This window comes from Jiella endophytica, assembly GCF_004519335.1.
GTDB classification, from domain to species: Bacteria; Pseudomonadota; Alphaproteobacteria; order Rhizobiales; family Rhizobiaceae; genus Jiella; species Jiella endophytica.
Genome location: NZ_SOZD01000005.1, coordinates 195975 through 215733, shown reverse-complemented (window position 1 = coordinate 215733; position 19759 = coordinate 195975). Strand labels below are relative to the sequence as shown.

The following is a 19759-nucleotide window of genomic DNA, read 5'->3' as shown; positions in this document are numbered from 1 at the left end:
GTGGCAATTCGCCGGAGGAGACGGCGCCATGACGGGCCGAATGGGATATCGCCTGGGGAAAGCAGCCAGCCTGGCACTGCTGCTCGCCATTCTTGCGCCTCCCGCACTCGCGGTCGCCGAGACCGTCGATCTCGCCGCTGTTCTGGTCCGGGATGGCGGGAGCGCGCCCCGCCCCCTCGCCGACCTTGTCTCTGACAAGCCGGTGATCCTGCATTTCTGGGCCACCTGGTGCGTTCCCTGCCGCGACGAACTGCCGAAACTCGACGCCTTCGCCGCCGAACTCGCAACGAAAGGGGATGGCGACAGGCTGCTCGTGATCTCGGTCGACACCCGCCCTCACGACGGCGTCGCGGGGTTCCTGAAAGAGATCGGCGCGACGCACCTCCGCGCCTGGCAGGTCGCGAGCGGCAATGCGGGCACGGCGTTCCGGATCTTCGGCTATCCCGCGACCCTTGTTCTGCAACCCGACGGCAGCGTCGCCCGGCGCCTTGCGGGCCCGATCGACTGGGACGATGCGGAGGTCAGGGCGGAGATGACTAAGTTTCTAGAGCGCAGATAGGTTAGACTAGATGATCGTGCAGCGGGAAATCGAGCCGGCGCATGACGATCGGAACGGCTAATGCTGGTGCCCGGCGTGGCTGTGCTGCGCCGCGTCGGTGGCCTCGACCTGGACGTGCATCGGCAGGTGGCCGCTGTCGAAGTGAAACTCCAGCTCGATCTCCTCGCCCTTGGCGAGCGGATGGTCGAGATCGCTCAGCCGGATCGCCAGGCCCCGCGGCTGCAGGATGAGCACATGGCCGGGCTTCACCGGCACGAAGGGCAGCCGGGCGAAGTCCGGCTCGCCGTCCTTCAGCCGGAAGCCGACGAGTTCGGCCCGTGCAGCGACGCCGCTCTCGGCGCCTTCGAGGCGGATCTCGGCACCCGACGCATTCTCGATCGTCACGAAGACCAGCGCGGTCTTCTCGTCCGTCGCCCGGGTCCAGGCATGCAGCGCCCTCACCCCGTTCGCCTCGGCAAGGTGATGATGCGCGTCCTCTTCTTCGCGGCCGTGTTCTCCCGCCACGTCGTGGGCGATCGCGACGCCGGCAAAACCGACCAGGACGGCTGCAAGAACGGTGACGAGTTTCGGCATCGGTTTCTTCCGACTCAGGAACGAAGATCGGTGATGACGTCGCGGGACAGGGCGACGAAGGCGGGAAGCAGCGCCATGAGGACGGTGATGCTGACGAAGCCGGCGACGAGGTCGAATTCCGGCCAGCCGAGCGTCGCTTCGACGAGGATGTCGGTGCGGGCGGTGACGATGCCGGAGATCACGCCGACGGCGGCAAGACCGACGGCGATGCCGGCGACGGCGCCGGTTCCGATCAGCGTCGCGGCGTAGGTCCAGACGACCGAGAAGACGAAGCGGTCCGGCGCGCCGAGGGCGCGCAGGAGGGCAAGCCGCCGCGCATAGAGGCGGATGAGCACCGCGAGGCCGGCCAGGACGCCGGCAGTGACCAGCACCTGCGTGACCACCGCCATCACCGACATCACCTGCCGGACGTCGCCGAGGAGGCCGTGGAGCTGCGAAAGGACGGCGCCGGGAAAGAACGCCATGGTCCGCTCGGTGGTGAACTCGGAGCGCAGCGCATAGTTCGCCCAGAGCTGGTCGGCCCGCACGAGGATCGCCGGCGTGCCGGGGAAGTAGGCCGGGTCGAAAGGCGGACCGATCTGCCCCTCGCGCCCGGGCGCGTGGCCGAGCGGCAGGCCATGGACCTTCCAGACGCTCTCGACCGGAACGAGGATCGCCCGGTCCCAGGGGCTGCCGGTCGCGGCCATCCGGCCGACGACCGTCAGCGAGACGCTCTCGTGGACGTCCTCTTCCGCCGCGTCGCCGACCCCGTGAGCGGGAGTGAAGGAGGCGCCGAGGTCGAGCCCGGCGCGCGCGCCGACGACAGCCTCGTCGAGCCCGGCAAACATCCGCCCGTCGGCAAGGTCGCCGGCGAGATGCGTGACGAAGGCCGCCGTCGTTCCGATCACCGAGGAATCGCCGAAGGAATCGCCATAGGCGATCGGCGCGGCCAGCGCGACGTTCTCGTTCGCCGCGATGGCGTCATAGGTCCGGCCGTCGAGGAGCGGAACGTCCACCGGCTGCAGATAGACGGTGGCGAGCATCATCTGCACTTCCGAGCCGGGCGCGGTGACGACGAGGTCGAATTTTTCCGCCGCCCGGGCGGTGCCCTTGCGGATGCCGCGCTCCTGCGCGATCAGCCCGACACCGAGGCCGACCGAGATGGCGATCAAGACGACGAAGAGCGCATTGGTCCAGCGATAGCGCCAGATCATCGCCGAAACGAGCGAGAACGGCCGGTAGGACCAGACGACGACGATCCCGACGAGCGTCGCCGGCAGGAGCAGCAGGGCGAACCAGATCGCATCCTGCACCGTCACCGGCAGCCCATACCAGAATTCGTTCCAGAACTCGGGAACCACGCAGACAGGCCTCTTCCAAAGGCGGACGGAACTCAGACGAGCGGGCGCCCGTCGACGACATCGATCACACGGTCCATGCGCGCGTGCAGCGCCGCGTCATGGCTGACGGCGATCAGGGTGCGGCCGGAGCCGCCGGACAGCGCCGAAAGATCCTCGATCAGCCGGTCGGCGGAGGTCCGGTCGAGGCTCGCCGTCGGCTCGTCGGCAAGGATGATGCCGGGATCATTGGCCAGCGCCCGGGCCATGGCGACGCGCTGGCGTTCGCCGCCTGAAAAGCTCTCGACCCGCCGGCCGCCGAGCTTTTTCAGCCCCAGTCTTTCAAGGCCCGCGCCGGCCGCGGCGATGATGGCGCGGCGGGAGGAGCGGCTGGCATAGCGCGCGGCGATCGCCGCATTGCCGAGGGCAGACAGCTCCTCGAACAGGAGGAAATCCTGGAACACCAGACCGACATTCTCGCGCCGGAAGCGGGCGCGATCGCCGGGGCTCATCTCCGAGATCCTCTGATCGCCCCAGGCGACGGTGCCTGAGGACGGGCGCAGCAGCCCGGCAATCGCAAAGAGCAGCGTCGACTTGCCGGCGCCGGACGGGCCCCGGATACCGATCCGCGAGCCGGCGGGAATGTCGAGACGTTCAACGGAGAGAAGCTCGCGCCCCTCGCGCGCCTTCACCACCAGGTCGCGGACCACCAGATCGAGGCTCACCTCAGCTGCGCTCGTAGACGGCATTGGACAGGCGCACCCGGCTGACGAAGCCGAGGTCGGGATCCTCGTATGTGCCGAGTTCGAGCGTGCCGCTGGTGACGATCTTGACGTTGAACGGCACCGTGTCGATCACCCGGCTGGCATAGACGGCGAGGATGTCGTCCGGCCACTCCGCCTCGCTCTCGCAGAACGGGCAGACGGCCATCGGCCGCTTGGTGAGGACGAAGAAGGTCGATTCGGCTTTCAGCGGCGGCGCCATGAAGCCCTGGACGGCGATCCTCCGGCCTTCCATCGCCTTGGCGTAATCGGAGAAGGAGAGATCCTTGTTGTAGAGATCGCGCATGCGCACCGGGCCATCTTCGGCTCTCGCACCGGCGGGAAGGAGTAGCGCGGCCCCGGCGGCCGCGAGAAACTGGCGTCGCTGCATCGAGCGTCTCCTGATGGCTGCGACCAGCGGCCGCGATCGGCCGCCGGTCGGATCTTTCGCGGCGATCACGACGGAAAGGCCAGACGCTGGCGCCTGACCTTCTCGCCATGCGCCTCGATCAGTTGGCCGAAGCGGGCGTTGCTTCCATGGCGCCGCCATTTTCGGCCGCATCCATGCCATCGCCGTGAACCGCCTGGTTCATCACGTGGAAGATGTAGTTCTGCTCGACGGTGCCGTCGAAGAGATGCGACCACGGGCCTTTGGCGTAGATCGCGACGTCGACGCCCGAATGGGTCTCGGAGCTCATCGGGACCAGCGCCTGCTGGAGATATTCCTTGTCCTGCGCCTCTTCGTCGGTGAGGTCGGGACGCGAACCGGAATAGCTCTTGTCGGACTGTTCCTTCAGCACCGAACCGGCGCCGTTGAGGTAGCCGATGACGGTGTAGGGTTTGTTGTCTGCACCGAGATTCGGCGTGTCGGCATGCTTCATGTTGCCTTCGCCGGTGGCGGTGTTGACCTCGTAGCACAGGCCGAGGATCGGCGAGCCGCGGCCGCAATAGCCGTTGAGGGCGATCGAGTGCTCGTGGTCGGCGGTGACGATGATGAGGGTGTCCTCGTCGTCGGTCATCTCGTCGGCCATGGCGACGGCGGCCGAGAAGGCGGCGCCGTCGGTGACGGCGCGATAGGCGTTGCCGTCATGGTTGGCGTGGTCGACGCGGCCGCCCTCGATCTCGAGATAATAGCCCTTGTCGTTCTTGGAGAGATACTCGATCGCCGCCTTGGTCATGTCGGCGAGCGAGGGCTCGTCTTCATCGGTGCGGTCGGCCTCGTACTTCATGTGGCTGTCCTCGAAAAGGCCGAGGACGGGGGTTTTGCCGTCGAGCTTGAGGTTCTTGAAGGTCTCGGTGTTCCAGGCATATTCGGCGCCGGCGGCCTTGGCCTCGTCGATGAGGTTCTTGCCGTCGGTGCGCTTGCCCTTGGTGTTCTCTTCCTCGGACAGCGTGATCGACTTGTCGATGAAATGGCGGCGGCCGCCGCCCATGGCGAGGTCGATGACGCCGGCCTTCATCTGGTCGACGAGCTGGGCGGCGATGTCCTTCTGGGCGGTGCAGCCCTCGGGAACGGCATCTTCCCAGTCGCGGGCGGCGGTCTTGGCGTAGACGGCGGCCGGCGTGGCATGGGTCAGGCGCGCGGTGGTGAGGACGCCGACCGACTTGCCGTCCTTCGAAACCATCTCGGCGAAGGTCTCGAGCTCGTTGCCCTTGACGGAGGCGCAATCCTCGAAGACGGCCTTGTCGGAGACGTTGATGGTGTTGAACAGCTGCTTGACGCCGGTGTTCATCGAGCCGGCGGTCGGCGCGGAGTCCGGCGTCTGGGCGTTGATGTTGTAGGTTTTGGCGAGGGCGAGATAGGGGAAGGCTTCCTGCGGCTGGACGAAATCGTCACCCATGCCGCCTTCTTGCTGGCCCATCCAGAGGCGCGTGGCGTAGTTGGTGGTGACGCCGTTGCCGTCGGCGATCAGCAGGATGACGTTCTTGGCGCGCTTGGTGTTGGGCTGGCGCGCCATCACTTCCTTGATCTTCGCCTGGGCGTCGGTGAACCACTGGCTGGATTCCTGCGGCAGCGATTCCTGCGCGATCGCGGCGGTGGAAACGAGCGCGGCGACGCTCGCAAGAAGCAGTGTCTTGAGCATGGGGGACCTCTCCTGTCGGGCGGGGGGTGACCAACACCCCTTCCACCCGCTCTCGTAGCGATCTCACATGACAGAATTGTAATGATTGGCCATCGGAGGCGCCGGCGAATGCCGCCGGCACCCCGGAGGACGTGCGCCGCGCCCCCTCGCCCGCCTCGCCTCAGCTGCCACCGGGAGGCGCGACCCGCCTTGCCCGCCGGCGCTCGATGCCGAGGCGATGCTCGCGCCAGATGATGAAGATGCCGGCCGAGACGACGATCGTCCCGCCGAGCACGGTCATCCATTGCAGCGTATCGCCGAACAGGAAGACGCCGATGGCGATGGCGAGGATCAGCGAGGTGTATTCGAAGGGCGCGATCGTGGAGGTGTCGGCATAGCGGTAGCTCGCCGTCAGAAGCAGCTGGCCGACGCCGCCGAAGAGTCCCGCAACGACGAGGCAGGCGGCGTTCTCGAAGGATGGCAGCACCCAGCCGAAGGGCAGCGTGAACAGTGCGATCAGCGACGAGGTGAGCGAAAAATAGACGACGATGGTCGCGGTCTTTTCCTTCTGTACCAGCCGGCGGATCTGGATCATCGCCACGGCAGCAAAACACGCCGAGCCTAGGGCGCCGAGCGCGCCGATCGCTTCCGCCCCGCCGAGGCCGCCTTCGGAGAACAGCGTCAGATTCGGCGCCGTCACCACCGACACGCCGAGAAGGCCGATCGCCACCGCCGTCCAGCGATAGGCCCGCACAGTTTCCTTCAGGAAGACCGCCGCGAAGACGACGGTCAGAAGCGGCGCGCCGTAGGAGATCGAGATCCACTCCGGATAGGGCAGCCGCGCCAGCGAGAAGAAGGAGAGGATCATCGAGCCGACGCCGACGATGCCCCGGACCACATGGCCGGTCAGATCGTCGGTCGCCAGCGAGTGCTTCAGATCGCCGAGCCAGGCGAGATAGAGGATCACCGGAATGAGGGCGAAGAACGAACGGAAGAACACCACCTCGCCGGCCGGGATCGCCTCACCGACCGACTTGATGAGCGTCTGCATGGCGACGAAGACCACCACCGACATGCACTTCAGGCCGATCCCCAGGCTGGGGTTCGGGTCGTCCGGTGGCGACATCGCCATGGTATCGTCTCTGTCCGCGGCGATTCACCGCCCGCAGACACCTCTCATCAGTCGGAAGGACGCCGCCCGGCGGGCGCGTGAAGGGTCATCAATGCCGGGCGATAGAAGCTAGCTGCACGCAATCTTCTAAGAATTCGTTGCCATCGTCGAAGCGCGCCGCCGAAAGTCGGGGCAGCGCCGCGCTCCATCGTGTTTGCCGGACCTTCGGCCCGGCTCAGGCGGCTCCCGCCGCATGCAGGGCCTTCCAAACCCGCGAGGGCGTCGCCGGCATGTCGATCCGGGCAACGCCGGCCGGCCGCAGCGCGTCGGCAACGGCGTTCATCACCGAGGGCGCCGCACCGATCGTCCCCGCTTCGCCGGCACCCTTGATCCCGAGGGCGTTGGTGGTCGAAGGGACGTTGCGGGTCTTGAAGTCGAACATCGGCAGGTCCCAGGCCCGGGGCATCGCATAGTCCATGAAGCTTGCCGAGACGAGCTGGCCGTCCGGCGCATAGACCGCGTCCTCGAGCAGCGCCTGGCCGAGCCCCTGCACGACGCCACCATGGATCTGGCCGGCGAGCAGCGCCGGGTTCACCGTCACGCCGAAATCGTCGACGATCGTATAGCGCGTCACCTCGACCGCCCCCGTCTCGCCATCGACCGAGACCTCGCAGATGTGGGTGCCGTTCGGATAGGTGCACTCGTCCTGCGTGAACTCGCCGCTCGCCTTGAGGTCGTCGGCGCTCTTCGCCGCGGCGGCGAGCGCCGCGAAGTCGATGGCCCGGTCGGTACCGGCGACGCGGGCAAAGCCGCCCTCGATCTCGATGTCGGCGGCGGCAGCCTCGAGTTCGTTGGAGGCGAGCTTCTTCAGCTTTTCGGCGAGCGCCTGGCTCGCCCGCCGGACCGAGACGGCGCCGAGGGGAATCGACCGCGATCCGCCGGTGCCGCCGCCGGTCGGCGTCTCGTCGGTGTCGCCCTGGCGCACCTCGATGCGGTCGTAGTCGAGCTTCAGCGCCTCGGCGACGAACTGGGCGTAGGCCGTCGCATGGCCCTGGCCGTTCGACTGGGTGCCGATCTTCACCGTCACCCGGCCGTCCGAGGTCAATTCGGTGTAAGCGGGCTCGGAGCCCGGAAAGGCGCAGGCCTCGACATAGGTCGCCATGCCGATGCCGAGCAGCCTGCCCTTGCTCTTGGCCGCGGCGCGCCGTGCCTCGAAGCCCGCCCAGTCGGCGCGGCGCATCGCCTCGGCCATATGGCCGGCGAAGTCGCCGGTGTCGTAGAGCCGGCCGAACGCCGTCCTGTAGGGCAGCTGTTCGGGCTTGATGAAGTTCTGGCGCCGGATCTCGTCGCGGCCGACACCGAGTTCCACGGCGCACTGATCGACCAGCCGCTCGATGAGATAGGCCGCCTCCGGCCGCCCCGCCCCGCGATACGCATCGACCGGCACGGTGTTGGTGAAATAGAGGTCGCAGGAGACGTCGATCGCCGGAATGTCGTAGAGGCCGGTCGCCATCGACATGCCGAACCAGGGGATCATCGGCCCGTATTGCGAGGAATAGGCGCCGAGATTGGCGGCAATGGCGATCCTGAGGCCGGTGAAGCGGCCATTGTCGTCGATCGCCATCTCGCCGGTGACGAGATTGTCGCGGCCATGGGTATCGGTGACAAAATGCTCGCCGCGGTCGGACGTCCACTTCACCGGCCGGCCAAGGCGCTTCGCGGCGAACAATACCAGTGCGTATTCACGATAGAGAAATGCCTTGGTGCCGAAGCCGCCGCCGACGTCGTGGGTGACGACACGGATCTTCGACGGGTCGACCTTGAAAACCGCATTCGCCAGCGTATCGCGCATCCCGTGGACGCCCTGGCTGCCGGAGGTGAGGAGGTAGCGATCCTCTTCCTCGGAGAACTCGCCGACGGCCGAGCGCACTTCCATGTAATTGCAGACGAGGCGGTTCTGGACGAGGTCGATCGTCACCGTCCGGGCAGCATTCTCGAACGCCGCGTCCGTCGCGGCCCTGTCGCCCACCTGCATCTTGCCGGCGAGATTGCTGCCGGCGTCCGGCCAGACCAGCGGCGCGCCCTCGCCCATGACGGCGTTCAGATCGGCGACTGCGTCGAGAGGCTCGTAGTCCACCTCGACGAGTTCGGCGGCGTCCTTCGCCTGAACCGCCGTGTCGGCAACGACGAAGGCGACGGCATCGCCGACATGCCGGACGGTGTCGGCGCAGAGCACCGGCGCGTTGCGGGCGGCGAAGGGCTTGCCGTCGGCCATGCCGGGATTGGCAAGGCAGGGGATATCGCCGAGTTCGGCGACGTCGGCATGGGTCAGCACCAGGCGCACGCCGGGGGCGGCCTTCGCCGCCTCGATATCGGCAAGGGTGAAGCGGGCGCTGGCATGGGGCGAGCGGACGACCGCCGCATGCAGCATGTTCGGCCGGGTCTCGTCGTCGGTATACTGGCCCGCGCCGCGGATCAGGCGATCGTCCTCGAGGCGCAGCACCGACGCGCCAAGGCCAAATTTCGGTGTCATGACGGTCATGCGCGCAACTCCCCGGCGACGAACCCAGCGATGCTCCGCAGCCAAGGATCGGCGCGGCGAGATCGCCGATCGAAGCAGGCGAACGCGCTTCGATCAATGCAGAGAGCAACACTTATTGCGACAGGCGAGTCGCGTCGAGTGCGCTCGTCGCCGAAGATGCGCCCTGGCGGCCATCCGACACATGCATCCCGGCGCTTCGAAGCGCGCTACGGGCTTGCGCTTCTTGGCGCCGGGGCCCATTGCGGAAGGCAGGACAGGGCGAGCGGCACGAAAGGGACTTGACCATGCAGCGCACCGAAGACGGCCAGACCGTGAAGCTCGCCGACTACCAGCCGACGGACTTCATCCTTCGCGGCGTTAAGATGACGCTGATGCTGTTCGAGGGCTACGCCGACGTCTCCACCCGGCTGACACTGGAGCGCCGCCAAGGCGTCCTCGCCGATGCACCGCTCAATCTCGATGGCGACGAGCTGGTTCTCGAAAGCATCGCGGTCGATGGCCTGACGCTGGAGCCCTCGCGCTACGAGGCGACGCCCGAGTCGCTGAAGGTGACCGGACTGCCCGAGGTCGGACCGTTCGAGCTCGCGATCGAGACCCGCATCGTGCCGGAGCAGAACTCCAAGCTGATGGGGCTCTACCGGTCGAACGGCATCTGGTGCACCCAATGCGAGGCCGAAGGCTTTCGCCGCATCACCTATTTCCTCGACCGGCCGGACGTTCTCGCCCCCTACCTCGTGCGCATCGAGGCGGACAAGGCGGCCGCGCCGGTGCTCCTCTCCAACGGCAACCCGGTCGACAGCGGCGATCTCGAAGGCGGCCGGCACTACGCCGTCTGGGACGATCCCTTCAACAAGCCGTCCTATCTCTTCGCCGTCGTCGCCGGCGATCTCGACCTCCTGCCGGACGAGTTCGTCACCATGAGCGGGCGGACGGTGACGCTCGGCATCTACACGGAGAAGGGCCGCGCCGCTCAGGCGGCCTATGCCATGGATGCGCTGAAGCGCTCGATGGCCTGGGACGAGCGGCGCTTCGGCCGCGAATACGACCTCGACGTCTTCAACGTCGTCGCCATCGCCGATTTCAACATGGGCGCGATGGAGAACAAGGGCCTCAACGTCTTCAATCACAAATACGTCCTGCTCGACCCGGACATCGCCACCGACACCGACTATGCCGGTGTCGAGACGGTGATCGCGCACGAGTATTTCCACAACTGGACCGGCAACCGCATCACCTGCCGCGACTGGTTCCAGCTCTGCCTGAAGGAAGGCCTGACGGTCTATCGCGACCAGGAGTTCTCGGCCGACGAGCGTGAGCGGACGGTGCAGCGGATCGGCTCGGTGCGGCGGCTGAAGGCGCATCAGTTTCCCGAGGACCAGGGGCCACTGCAGCATCCCGTGCGGCCGTCGGAATACCGCGAGATCAACAACTTCTACACCGCGACGGTCTACGACAAGGGCGCCGAGCTCGTCCGGATGATCGCAACGCTCCTTGGCGAGGCGGGCTTTCGGGCCGGCATGGATCTCTATTTCGACCGCCACGACGGCGAGGCGGCGACGATCGAGGCCTTCGTCGCCTGTTTCGAGGATGCCACCGGCACCGATCTGTCGCAGTTCGCGCTCTGGTATTCGCAGGCCGGAACGCCGACGCTGACCGTCACCGAGCAGTGGGATGCCGACCAGCGGCGGCACGCCGTGACGCTCCGCCAGAGCCTTTCGAAAGGCGCTGCCGGGACCGGCACCGAGCCGATGGTGCTGCCCCTGCGCTTCGGTCTCGTCGGCGGCAATGGCGAGGACAGCGATGCCGAGGGCCATGTCACCGGCGGAGCCGAGCTGAAGGACGACCTCATCGTCCTTAACGGAACCGAAGCGACGGTGACCTTCACCGGCCTTGCCGACCGCCCCTATCTGTCGGTGCTGCGCGATTTCTCCGCCCCGGTGACGCTCGCCCACGAGCAGAGCGAAGCGGCGCGGATCGCCCTCGCCCGGCTCGACCCGAACCTCTTCAACCGCTGGCGGGCGCTCGACGACCTTCTCGCCAACGGCCTCACCGAGGCGGGACGGCGGCCGCTCGGCGACGCGACGCCGCCGCTCGGCGCGCCGGTCATCGAGGCGCTGCTGGCCTCGGCCGGCGACGACAGCCTCGACCCGGCATTCCGCGCCCAGGCCCTGGCGATGCCCGGCGAAGCCGACATCGCCCGTCAGATCGCCGAGAATGTCGATCCGGACAGGGTGCATGAGGTGGTCGAGGCGGCGCGCCTCGCCATCGGCACGAAGGGTCTTGCGATCTTCGAGCGGCTGCGCGGCAGCCTCGCCCCCGACGCGGCCTTCTCGCCCGATGCGGCGAGTGCCGGGCGGCGGGCGCTTGCCAATGCCGCTCTCGGCTATCTCTCCGCGGCTCGGGGTGAGCCGTCGGACGCGCTTGCCCAATACGAGACGGCGGGCAACATGACCGACAGGCTCGGCGCCCTGGCGATCCTCGTTCACCGCTTTCCCGGTGCCGAGGGCACCGAGGCGGCGCTCGGCGATTTCTATCGGCGGTTCGAGGCGGACGACCTCGTCCTCGACAAGTGGTTCGCGCTGCAGGCGGCGGCGCCCTATCACGGCGCCGTCGAAACCGTCGCGCGGCTCGCCGAACATCCCCGCTTCACCATGCGCAACCCGAACCGCGTGCGCGCCCTCGTCGGCACCTTTGCGGCGGGCAACCAGGTCGGCTTCCATCGCGCCGACGGAGCCGGCTACCACTTCGTCGCCGACAAGCTCGCCGAGCTCGACCGGATCAACCCGCAGATCGCCGCGCGAATCGCCACCACCTTCCGGGCCTGGCGGAGCTTTGAAGCATCCCGGCGCACCAAACTCGCCGAAACATTGCGGCAACTCTCTGAAATCAAAGGGCTTTCGAAAGACCTGCAAGATATTGTGGATCGTTCGCTAAAATAATCGTCCGATTTATTGAAAAATTTATCCGTTCGAGTCCGCCAGCTATGGACAAGCCGATTCGTGTCTGTTCAATTCATTGCGATTCGGTAAAGCGGATACCGGGTCGTTGATGCGGCAACGAGGGTTTTTTGATGCGAGCGGACGCGTCCAGCGCACCGAACGGGGAAGGTGCGTTTGTATGGCCAGGTGCATTGCGACGGGCATGGCGAAGCGGAGCCGAGCCCGCCCCCTGGCAGCAGGATGACGGTACCGACAGAGACGAATGGCGCGCCCCCGCGATGCTGTTCTCGCGCCGTGTGGTTCCGGCGCTCGTCCTGCTCTTTCTGCTGACGCTTGCCGCGGCGCGGCTGACGATGACGATCGGCGACCGGACGTTCTACGTCGACAACGCCCACAAGAACCTTGCGACCGTCACCGCCCTCCTCACCACCAGCCTGAAGCTGCTCGAGGCGAGCGGCGCGGATTTCGACCACGAGACCTTCCTCGAGAGCCTCGTTGCCGGAAACGTCCTTCCGGCCGATGCGCTGCTCTTCGTCACCGATCGCGACGGCACCATCCTTTCGGCGATCCCGCGCGACGACAGCCGGATCGGCACCAGCGTCTACAGTCTCGTCTCGGACCCGCGCGAGCTGCTCGCCGCGGACGCGACGGACAGGATCCTCGACATCGGCTTCCTGGGCGGCAGCGCCATCGCCGCGACCGCCGACCTGCCGCGCGACGGCGGCAAGATCAGCCTGTTCTGGCCGGAGACCGACTTCCTCGCCAAATGGCGGGAAAAGACCGCCGTCAGCGTCTCGCTCTTCGCCCTGACCGGCGCCATCCTGCTTCTCGTCCTGAAGGCCTATTTCCGCCAGTCTCGCCGCGCCGAGGACTTCAGCGGGCTTTGCGCCGAGACCCATGAGCGCGTCGAGATCGCCTTGTCGCGCGGCCGCTGCGGCCTGTGGGACTGGGACATCGCCCGCGGCCAGATGTACTGGTCGCGCTCCATGTACGAGATCCTCGGCATGGAACCGAAGGACGGCGTCGTCTCCTTCGCTGAGGTCGCGCCGCTGATGCATCCCGACGACGGCGGCCTGTTCCACATCGCCCGCAGCGTCGCCGAGGGCCGCATCGAGCATCTCGACCAGGTCTTCCGCATGCGCCGGGCCGACGGCGACTATGTCTGGATCCGCGGCCGCGCCAACATCTCGACGGGCGCCGACGGCGACATCCACCTCATCGGCATCGCCGCCGACGTCAGCGAGCAGAAGGAGCTGCTGCGCCAGACCGACGAGGCCAATCACCGGCTGAAGAACACCATCGAACACATTTCGGAGACCTTCCTGCTTTGCGACCGCGAGAAGCGGGTGGTGATCTGCAACTCGGTCTATCGCAAGACCTTCGGGCTCAAGGAAGCGGACGTCCTCGCTGGCACGCCGCTCGACCGGCTGCTGCGCAAGGCTCGCCTGCCGATCCGCTCGATCACCCTCGAAAGCGAGACGCTGGCCGAGGGCGAGAGCGCCGTCGAGGCGCAGATGCCGGACGGCCGCTGGCTGCTGATCTCCGAGCGCCGCACCGCCGACGGCGGCACCGTCTGGGTCGGCACCGACATCACCCAGATCAAGCATCACAAGACCCTGACCAAGGATTCCCGCCAGAAGCTGCTCGCCACCATCGCCAAGCTCGAGGCGGCGACGGCCGATGCCGAGCGCAAGGCCGACCAGCTGAGCGAGTTGAACCTTCGCTATGTCGCGGAGAAGGAACGCGCCGAGATGGCCTCGCGGGCGAAGACCGCCTTCCTCGCCAACATGTCGCATGAGCTGCGCACGCCGCTGAACGCCATTCTCGGCTTCTCCGACATCATCCGCCAGCGCACCTTCGGCGATATCGGCGAGCGATACGGCGAATATGTCGACGACATCCACACGAGCGGCAGCCACCTCCTGACGATGATCGAGGACGTGCTGCAGATGGCGATGATCGAATCCGGCCGTCTGGAGCTCTCCTCCGAAGAGGTCGAGTTCAGCCAGATCGTCCGTGACAGCGCCGCGATGATCGAGCCGCTGGCGCGCGAAAAGGGCATCAGCCTCGCCATCGAGGCGCCGGACATGCTGGCGGTGATGTCCGATCGGCGGGCCGCCTCGCAGGTCGTGCTCAACCTCTTGTCCAATGCCGTGAAGTTCACCCCGCAGGGCGGCGAAGTGCGGCTGCGGCTGCGCCAGGTCGGCGACGCGGCGTCGCTGTCGATCCTCGACGACGGCCCCGGCATTCCGAAATCCGCGCTCGCCTCGCTCGGGCTGCCCTTCGCCCAGGCCGGCGATGCCCAGGTCCGCTCGAACGGCCACGGAACCGGTCTCGGCATTCCCATTGCGCGGGCCCTCGTCCATCTCCACGGCGGGCGCCTGCGCATCGGCTCGCGGGTCGGCCGCGGAACGCTGGTCTGCCTGCGGCTGCCGGTCAGCGCCCCGATCGCGGCGGAGACGGCCCAGCGGGTCCGGGCCCAGCCGCCCAAGCGGGTCACGCGCCGCACCTCGGCACGTCCCTCACGCGCCGCTGCCTGAAGGGCCGGGGCGTCGGCCCCCGCCCTGCCCTCCAGCCCCTCGCCATAAGGATCAAGACGTCGCCGGCGCTGTCCCGAGCACGCGCTCGAACGCCGCCCGGACCTTGCTCGCCTCGGTTTCGAGAAGCTCTTCCAGCGCCGCCCCATCTTCGACGCCGAGCGTTTCGGCGATGGCCCGGGCAAGGCCCGACGGCAGGTCGGCGCTCTGGCGAACCTCACCCGGCCCGAGGCGGAGCAGCTGGATGACCTCGGTGAAGTGGTTCATTGCCGCGGCGAGCGAGCCGCCCTCCGCCGCCTCGCCGAAATCGGCGGCTTCCAGCACCGTCGCGGTCGGCGCACCGCAGAGGTCGAGATCGGCACGCCCGCTCAACAGCGCCCACTGCGCCAGGAATTCGAGATCGATCAGGCCGCCGGGCCGCAGCTTCAGATCAAGCGGCCCGCCGGCCGGCTTGGCCGCCTCGATGCGCTGTCGCATCGCCGCGACGTCCGCGCTCACCTCCGCCTCGTCGCGGGGCTCCGCGACGATCGCCCTGATCGTCTCGCCGACCTCTTCCATCAGACCGGGATCGCCCGCCACCGGTCGGGACCGCGTCAGCGCCATGCGCTCCCAGGTCCAGGCCTCCTTCGCCTGATAGCGGCGGAAGGCGTCGAGATGGGTGGCGAGCGGCCCCTTGTTGCCGGAGGGTCGGAGGCGAAAATCGACGTCGTAGAGGATGCCCTCGCGCATCGGCGCGGTCATCGCCGCGATCAGCCGCTGGGTCAGCCGCGCGAACCAGGCGCTCGCTGCGAGCGGCCGGGCGCCGTTCGAGGCTTCGGCCGCCTCGTGGTGATCGTAGAACAGGATTAGGTCGATGTCGGAGCCGGCGGTGAGTTCCCGGCTGCCGAGCCTTCCCATGCCGATCAGCGCCATGCGGCTGCCGGGGACCCGGCCGTGGGTCAGCGCGAACTCCGCCTCGACGGCGGCGAGCGTTGCTTCGAGGACGACGTCGGCGATGTTGGAAAAGGCGACACCCGCATCCGCCGCATCGACGATGCCGCCGAGCATCCGGGCACCGACGAGAAAGCGCTGTTCCGAGGCGAAGATCCGCAGCCGGCCGAGGGCGTCCTCGTAGTCGCGGGACAGTCCCATGAAGACCGAGAGATGCTCGCGCAGTAGCTCCCTGTTTGGCAGCTCGCCGAGAAAGGCCGGGTCGAGAAGCGCGTCGAAGACATGCGGCCTTGCGGCGATCGTCTCTCGCAGCGCCGGGGCGGCGGTGATGATGTCGGCGAGAAGCTCGAGCACCTTGGGGTTCGAGGCGATCAGCGAAAAGAACTGGATGCCCGACGGCAGGCCGGCGAGGAAGCGGTCGAAGGCGACGAGCGCTGCGTCGGGATCATGCGCCTTGCCGAAGGCGGCCAAAAGCGTCGGCAGGGCACCGGCGAGCCGTCCCCGCGCCGCGGCGTTGCGGGTCGAACGATAGCGCCCGAGGGTCCAGCCATGGACGATGCGGGCGACATCCGGCGCCCGCGCATAGCCGAGCGCCGCGATCGCCTCGATCGCTTCGGCATCGTCGGGAGAAAGCGAGACGCGCTTCAGCGCCGCCTCTTCCGGCTGCTCGCCGGAGGGTCCCCTCGCCTCGCTGAACAGCCGGCCGTAATGCCGGTCGACCCGCTTGAGGCAGGGCAGCAGCACATCGCCGAGCGCCGCCTCGTCGGCAAAGCCGGCGAGCCGCGCCACACTGCGCAGCTTTGCGGCATCCTCGGGCAGCGTGTGGGTCTGCTCGTCGGCGACCATCTGGACCGCATGTTCGATGCGGCGCAGCAGCCAGTAGTCGGCGGTGAGCTCGCTCTCCGTCGCAGGGTCGATCCAGCCGCCCGCGGCAAGCTCGCGCAGCGCGTCCTCGGTGCGGCGCTGGCGCAGCTGCGGAGCGCGGCCGCCGGCAATCAGCTGCTGGGCCTGGGCGAAGAACTCGATCTCGCGGATGCCGCCACGGCCGAGCTTGACGTTGTGGCCGGCGATCGCGATCGCGTCGAAGCCGCGGTGGCGGTCGATCCGCTGCTTCATGTCTTGAATCGCGGCGACGGCCGAGAAGTCGAGATATTTCCGCCAGACGAAGGGGGTGAGTTCCTTCAGGAAGCTCTCGCCCGCCCGGCGGTCGCCGGCGATCGGCCGCGCCTTGATCATCGCCGCCCGCTCCCAGTCCCGCCCGGAACTCTCGTAGTAGGTCAGCGCCATGGCGGTGGAGATCGCCAGCGGCATGGCGCTGGGGTCCGGCCGCAGCCTCAGATCGGTGCGGGCGACATAACCCTCGCCGGTCCGCTCGGCGAGGATGCGGGTCAGCCGGCGGACGAGCCGCGACAGGGTTTCCGGCGTATCCAGCGGGTCTTTGGTCAGCGGCCGGGTCTCGTCGTAGATGACGATGATGTCGATGTCGCTGGAATAGTTGAGCTCTTGTCCGCCCAGCTTGCCCATGCCGAGGACGAAGACGCCGGACTCCTTTTCAGGCTCATCCGGTTGCGGCAGGGCGATCTTGCCGCGGGAATGAAGGTCGCGCAGGCAGAAGCGCAGCGCCGCGGCGACGGCGGCCTCGGCGAAATCCGACAGCGCGCCCGTCGTCTCGGTCGGAGTCCGGGCGCCGAAAATGTCGGCGAGGGCGAGAAACAGCGCGACCCGGCGCCGCGCGATGCGGAGCGTCGCCATCAGCGACTTCTCGTCGTCTTCCGGCCCCGGCAGCCCGGCGACGTCGGCGATGGTCGCGGCGGCGAGATCCGCGGCTGACCGAAGGGTCAGCTCTTCCAGCCATTCCGGGTTCTTGAAGACGATCGACTGGAGGTGCGGCGACAGGTCGAGCACGGCCGAGAGCCGGGCAGCGTCGGGATGGTCGCCAGCGAGAAGCGCGGCGAGCCGCAGCAGCTCGCGTTCCTTCGCGAGGATTTCGAGATCGGCCCGGCGCTCCGTCGCCGCCGCCTCGTCGAGCGGCAATGGCCGCCAGTCGCCGCCGATCAGCAGCCCGCCATCTGCCGCGTCTTTCCCATCAGCCATCGCCTCGCTCGCCTGCCGGTCGTTCCTCCCGTGGCACTTCCAGGCGGACGGTCAAGCCGGGACCGGCATCCTCAAGCACCAGACGGCCACCATGCACCCGCGCGATCGCCTGCACCAGCGACAGGCCGAGCCCGGAGCCGGGAAGCGACCGGCTCTGGTCGAGCCGATAGAAGCGCTCGAGCACGCGGTCGCGCTTTTCGGCCGGGATGCCGGGGCCATCGTCGCTGACGGACAGCCGCCACCAGCCCGCCTCTTCCGAAAGACGAACGCGGATCGTCACCTTCCGCTCCTCGCCGGTCGCATATTTCAGCGCATTGTCGATGAGATTCGAGAGCGCCTGGGCGATCAGTTCGCGGCTGGCGAAGACGGTCAGCCGTTCCGGCGCCTCGAGCACGAGTTCGCCATTGGCGTCCTCGGCGAGCGGCTCGTAGAGGTCGACGACGTCGGCGGCGATGGCGGCGAGGTCGATCTCCGACTTGATCACCTGGTCGGAGCCTGCCTCCACCCGAGAGATCATCAGGAGCGCGTCGAAGGTGCGGATCATCTGGTCGCATTCGGCGATCATCTGTTCCATCACCTCGCGCGCCTCGCCGACGTCAGGCGGGGCGGACAGCGCGCCCTCGGCGCGGGTTCTCAGCCTCGTCAGCGGCGTGCGCAGGTCGTGGGCGATGTTGTCGGAGACCTGCTGCAGCCCCTCCTGCAGGAGCGAGATGCGGGCGAGCAGCGTGTTGAGATTGGCCGACAGCCGGTCGAACTCGTCGCCGGCGCCGGTGACCGGCAGCCGTTCGGAGAGGTCGCCGGAGAGGATGCGGGCGCTCGCCGCGGTGACGCCGTCGAGCCGCTTCAGCGCGCTGCGGCCGATGAAGAACCAGGTGATCAGCGCCGCAACGCCCATCAGCGCCAGAGCGAGGATCAGCGCGCTCTGGACGACGCCGCGAAAGCGCACCTGTTCGCTCTGGTCGCGCCCGACCAGGATGCGCATGCCGTTGGGCAGGCTGACGACCTCGGCGATGGCGAGATGGTAGCGCTGGCCGTGGTCGTCGGCATAGCGCTCGTAGGAAAAGGCGTCCGGCGTCGGGCCGGCATCGTCGAGAACGCCTGCCTGCAGGCTCTCGACATTGCCGGCGATGATCCGGCCGGTGGCGTCGGTGACGAGATAGAGCGAGGCGCCGGGCTGGCGGGAGCGCCGGTCGATGGTGCGCACCAACCCGATGATGCCGTTCTGCTGGTAGACCTGGGCGAGATCGGCGAGTTCTTCCGAGATCGCCTGGCGGCTCTGGTCCTCGACGATGGTCGAGGCGGTGGCGGTGACATAGACGACCAGCACCACCGCGCAGATGGCGAACAGCAGGAAATAGACCGCCGAGAGCCGGACGGCGGTCATGCGCATCAGTGAGCGGAAACGTCCCATGGGGCGGAGATACGGTTTGCGGCGCCTGAAGGCCATGCCCCGGCGGCTTTGACCGCAGAGGCCGGCGGCGAAACGGTCAGTCGTCGGCGCGGATAATGTAGCCGGCGCCGCGCACCGTATGAAGGATCGGCGAGCCGAAATCGCGCTCGATCTTCGATCGCAGCCGCGAGATATGGACATCGATGACATTGGTCTGGGGATCGAAGTGATAGTCCCAGACATTTTCGAGCAGCATGGTGCGCGTCACCACCTGATTGGCGTTCTTCATCAGATATTCGAGCAGGCGGAACTCGCGCGGCTGCAGAACGATGGGCTTGCCGGCCCGGCGCACCTCGTGGGACAGCCGGTCGAGTTCGAGATCGCCGACCCGGTAGGAGGTCTCGACGTCCTTGGCGCCGCGTCGCCGGCCGAGCACCTCGACCCGGGCGAGAAGCTCGGAAATCGCAAACGGCTTCGACAGATAGTCGTCGCCGCCCGCCCGAAGCCCCTTCACTCGGTCGTCGACCTGGCCGAGCGCCGAGAGGATGAGGACCGGCGTCGACTGGCCGCTCTCGCGCAGCCTGGAGATGATCGACAGGCCGTCGAGCTTCGGCAGCATGCGGTCGACGATGAGGACGTCGTAGTCGCGCGTCTCGGCGGCGTAGAGCCCCTCCTCGCCGTCGGCGGCATGATCGGCCACATGGCCGGATTCCTTCAGCGCCTTGACCAGATAGGAGGCGGCCTCGCGGTCGTCTTCGATGATGAGGATGCGCATGGACTTCGTCGATGTGGGGGCGGTTGGGGCTTCGATCATGGATACTCACCTAAATCGACGACATCGGGTCTGAAATCAATGCGGGCGGCGGGGTGGTTCATTCTTGTGGCCGCCAAAGGGGGCGGGCGCCGCGGGGGATCGGCGCCCGCCTTGCGGTGTAAGAGAGCGG

Annotated in this window: 13 protein-coding genes; 3 read left to right on the top strand and 10 right to left on the bottom strand. The window is 67.7% G+C overall.

Annotation, left to right across the window (positions count from 1 at the left end; genetic code table 11):
• Positions 1 to 28 precede the first annotated feature (28 nt).
• On the top strand, positions 29 to 559 hold the full coding sequence (locus E3C22_RS16935; protein ID WP_134763237.1) for a TlpA family protein disulfide reductase: 531 nt from the start codon (positions 29 to 31) through the stop codon (positions 557 to 559).
• 57 nt (positions 560 to 616) lie between these two features.
• On the opposite strand, the gene E3C22_RS16930 is transcribed toward E3C22_RS16935, so the two are convergent.
• The 7 genes from E3C22_RS16930 to E3C22_RS16900 all read right to left on the bottom strand — a co-directional run bounded on the left by E3C22_RS16930 (position 617) and on the right by E3C22_RS16900 (position 8925).
• Positions 617 to 1132 carry a copper chaperone PCu(A)C gene (locus E3C22_RS16930; RefSeq protein ID WP_134763236.1) on the bottom strand — a complete coding sequence of 172 codons (516 nt, stop codon included), beginning with the start codon at positions 1130 to 1132 and terminating at the stop codon, positions 617 to 619.
• Positions 1133 to 1146: 14 nt separating this feature from the next.
• Positions 1147 to 2472: an ABC transporter permease gene (locus E3C22_RS16925; protein ID WP_134763235.1), complete on the bottom strand. Its 1326-nt coding sequence runs from the start codon at positions 2470 to 2472 to the stop codon at positions 1147 to 1149.
• Between the two features lie 32 nt (positions 2473 to 2504).
• Positions 2505 to 3173 carry an ABC transporter ATP-binding protein gene (locus tag E3C22_RS16920; protein WP_245515049.1) on the bottom strand — a complete coding sequence of 223 codons (669 nt, stop codon included), beginning with the start codon at positions 3171 to 3173 and terminating at the stop codon, positions 2505 to 2507.
• Between the two features lies 1 nt (position 3174).
• On the bottom strand, positions 3175 to 3600 hold the full coding sequence (locus E3C22_RS16915) for a hypothetical protein (protein ID WP_134763233.1): 426 nt from the start codon (positions 3598 to 3600) through the stop codon (positions 3175 to 3177).
• Between the two features lie 118 nt (positions 3601 to 3718).
• Positions 3719 to 5293 carry an alkaline phosphatase gene (locus tag E3C22_RS16910; RefSeq protein ID WP_134763232.1) on the bottom strand — a complete coding sequence of 525 codons (1575 nt, stop codon included), beginning with the start codon at positions 5291 to 5293 and terminating at the stop codon, positions 3719 to 3721.
• Positions 5294 to 5453: 160 nt separating this feature from the next.
• Positions 5454 to 6404: a DMT family transporter gene (locus E3C22_RS16905; RefSeq protein ID WP_245515048.1), complete on the bottom strand. Its 951-nt coding sequence runs from the start codon at positions 6402 to 6404 to the stop codon at positions 5454 to 5456.
• Positions 6405 to 6618: 214 nt separating this feature from the next.
• Positions 6619 to 8925 carry a xanthine dehydrogenase family protein molybdopterin-binding subunit gene (locus tag E3C22_RS16900; protein WP_134763231.1) on the bottom strand — a complete coding sequence of 769 codons (2307 nt, stop codon included), beginning with the start codon at positions 8923 to 8925 and terminating at the stop codon, positions 6619 to 6621.
• Positions 8926 to 9209: 284 nt separating this feature from the next.
• Here E3C22_RS16900 and pepN point away from each other — a divergent pair, with 284 nt between their 5' ends.
• Together pepN and E3C22_RS16890 are read left to right on the top strand one after the other, a co-directional pair.
• Positions 9210 to 11864: an aminopeptidase N gene (pepN, locus tag E3C22_RS16895; RefSeq protein ID WP_134763230.1), complete on the top strand. Its 2655-nt coding sequence runs from the start codon at positions 9210 to 9212 to the stop codon at positions 11862 to 11864.
• A 278-nt stretch (positions 11865 to 12142) separates the two neighbouring features.
• A complete protein-coding gene (locus tag E3C22_RS16890; RefSeq protein ID WP_245515047.1) occupies positions 12143 to 14404 on the top strand; it encodes a sensor histidine kinase in 2262 nt (753 codons plus the stop codon).
• Between the two features lie 51 nt (positions 14405 to 14455).
• Here the strand turns inward: E3C22_RS16890 and E3C22_RS16885 are convergent, their stop codons facing one another.
• The 3 genes from E3C22_RS16885 to E3C22_RS16875 form a co-directional block, all read right to left on the bottom strand.
• Positions 14456 to 17425, bottom strand: a complete 2970-nt coding sequence (locus E3C22_RS16885) for a bifunctional [glutamine synthetase] adenylyltransferase/[glutamine synthetase]-adenylyl-L-tyrosine phosphorylase (protein WP_134763228.1) — start codon at positions 17423 to 17425, stop codon at positions 14456 to 14458.
• Positions 17418 to 18836, bottom strand: coding sequence for a sensor histidine kinase (locus tag E3C22_RS16880; protein WP_134763227.1), 1419 nt, complete (start codon positions 18834 to 18836; stop codon positions 17418 to 17420). The genes E3C22_RS16885 and E3C22_RS16880 overlap by 8 nt, the downstream gene beginning before the upstream one ends.
• Positions 18837 to 18912: 76 nt before the next feature.
• Positions 18913 to 19629, bottom strand: a complete 717-nt coding sequence (locus E3C22_RS16875) for a response regulator transcription factor (RefSeq protein ID WP_134763226.1) — start codon at positions 19627 to 19629, stop codon at positions 18913 to 18915.
• Positions 19630 to 19759: the final 130 nt, after the last annotated feature.

What these genes read in the sequence shown, in the direction of transcription:
- E3C22_RS16900 (WP_134763231.1), bottom strand. Translation starts at nt 8,925, where the DNA reads ATGACCGTCATGACACCGAAATTTGGCCTTGGCGCGTCGGTGCTGCGC.
- E3C22_RS16915 (WP_134763233.1), bottom strand. Translation starts at nt 3,600, where the DNA reads ATGCAGCGACGCCAGTTTCTCGCGGCCGCCGGGGCCGCGCTACTCCTT.
- E3C22_RS16880 (WP_134763227.1), bottom strand. Translation starts at nt 18,836, where the DNA reads ATGGGACGTTTCCGCTCACTGATGCGCATGACCGCCGTCCGGCTCTCG.
- E3C22_RS16890 (WP_245515047.1), top strand. Translation starts at nt 12,143, where the DNA reads ATGCTGTTCTCGCGCCGTGTGGTTCCGGCGCTCGTCCTGCTCTTTCTG.
- E3C22_RS16930 (WP_134763236.1), bottom strand. Translation starts at nt 1,132, where the DNA reads ATGCCGAAACTCGTCACCGTTCTTGCAGCCGTCCTGGTCGGTTTTGCC.
- E3C22_RS16905 (WP_245515048.1), bottom strand. Translation starts at nt 6,404, where the DNA reads ATGGCGATGTCGCCACCGGACGACCCGAACCCCAGCCTGGGGATCGGC.
- E3C22_RS16910 (WP_134763232.1), bottom strand. Translation starts at nt 5,293, where the DNA reads ATGCTCAAGACACTGCTTCTTGCGAGCGTCGCCGCGCTCGTTTCCACC.
- E3C22_RS16935 (WP_134763237.1), top strand. Translation starts at nt 29, where the DNA reads ATGACGGGCCGAATGGGATATCGCCTGGGGAAAGCAGCCAGCCTGGCA.
- E3C22_RS16885 (WP_134763228.1), bottom strand. Translation starts at nt 17,425, where the DNA reads ATGGCTGATGGGAAAGACGCGGCAGATGGCGGGCTGCTGATCGGCGGC.
- pepN (WP_134763230.1), top strand. Translation starts at nt 9,210, where the DNA reads ATGCAGCGCACCGAAGACGGCCAGACCGTGAAGCTCGCCGACTACCAG.
- E3C22_RS16875 (WP_134763226.1), bottom strand. Translation starts at nt 19,629, where the DNA reads ATGATCGAAGCCCCAACCGCCCCCACATCGACGAAGTCCATGCGCATC.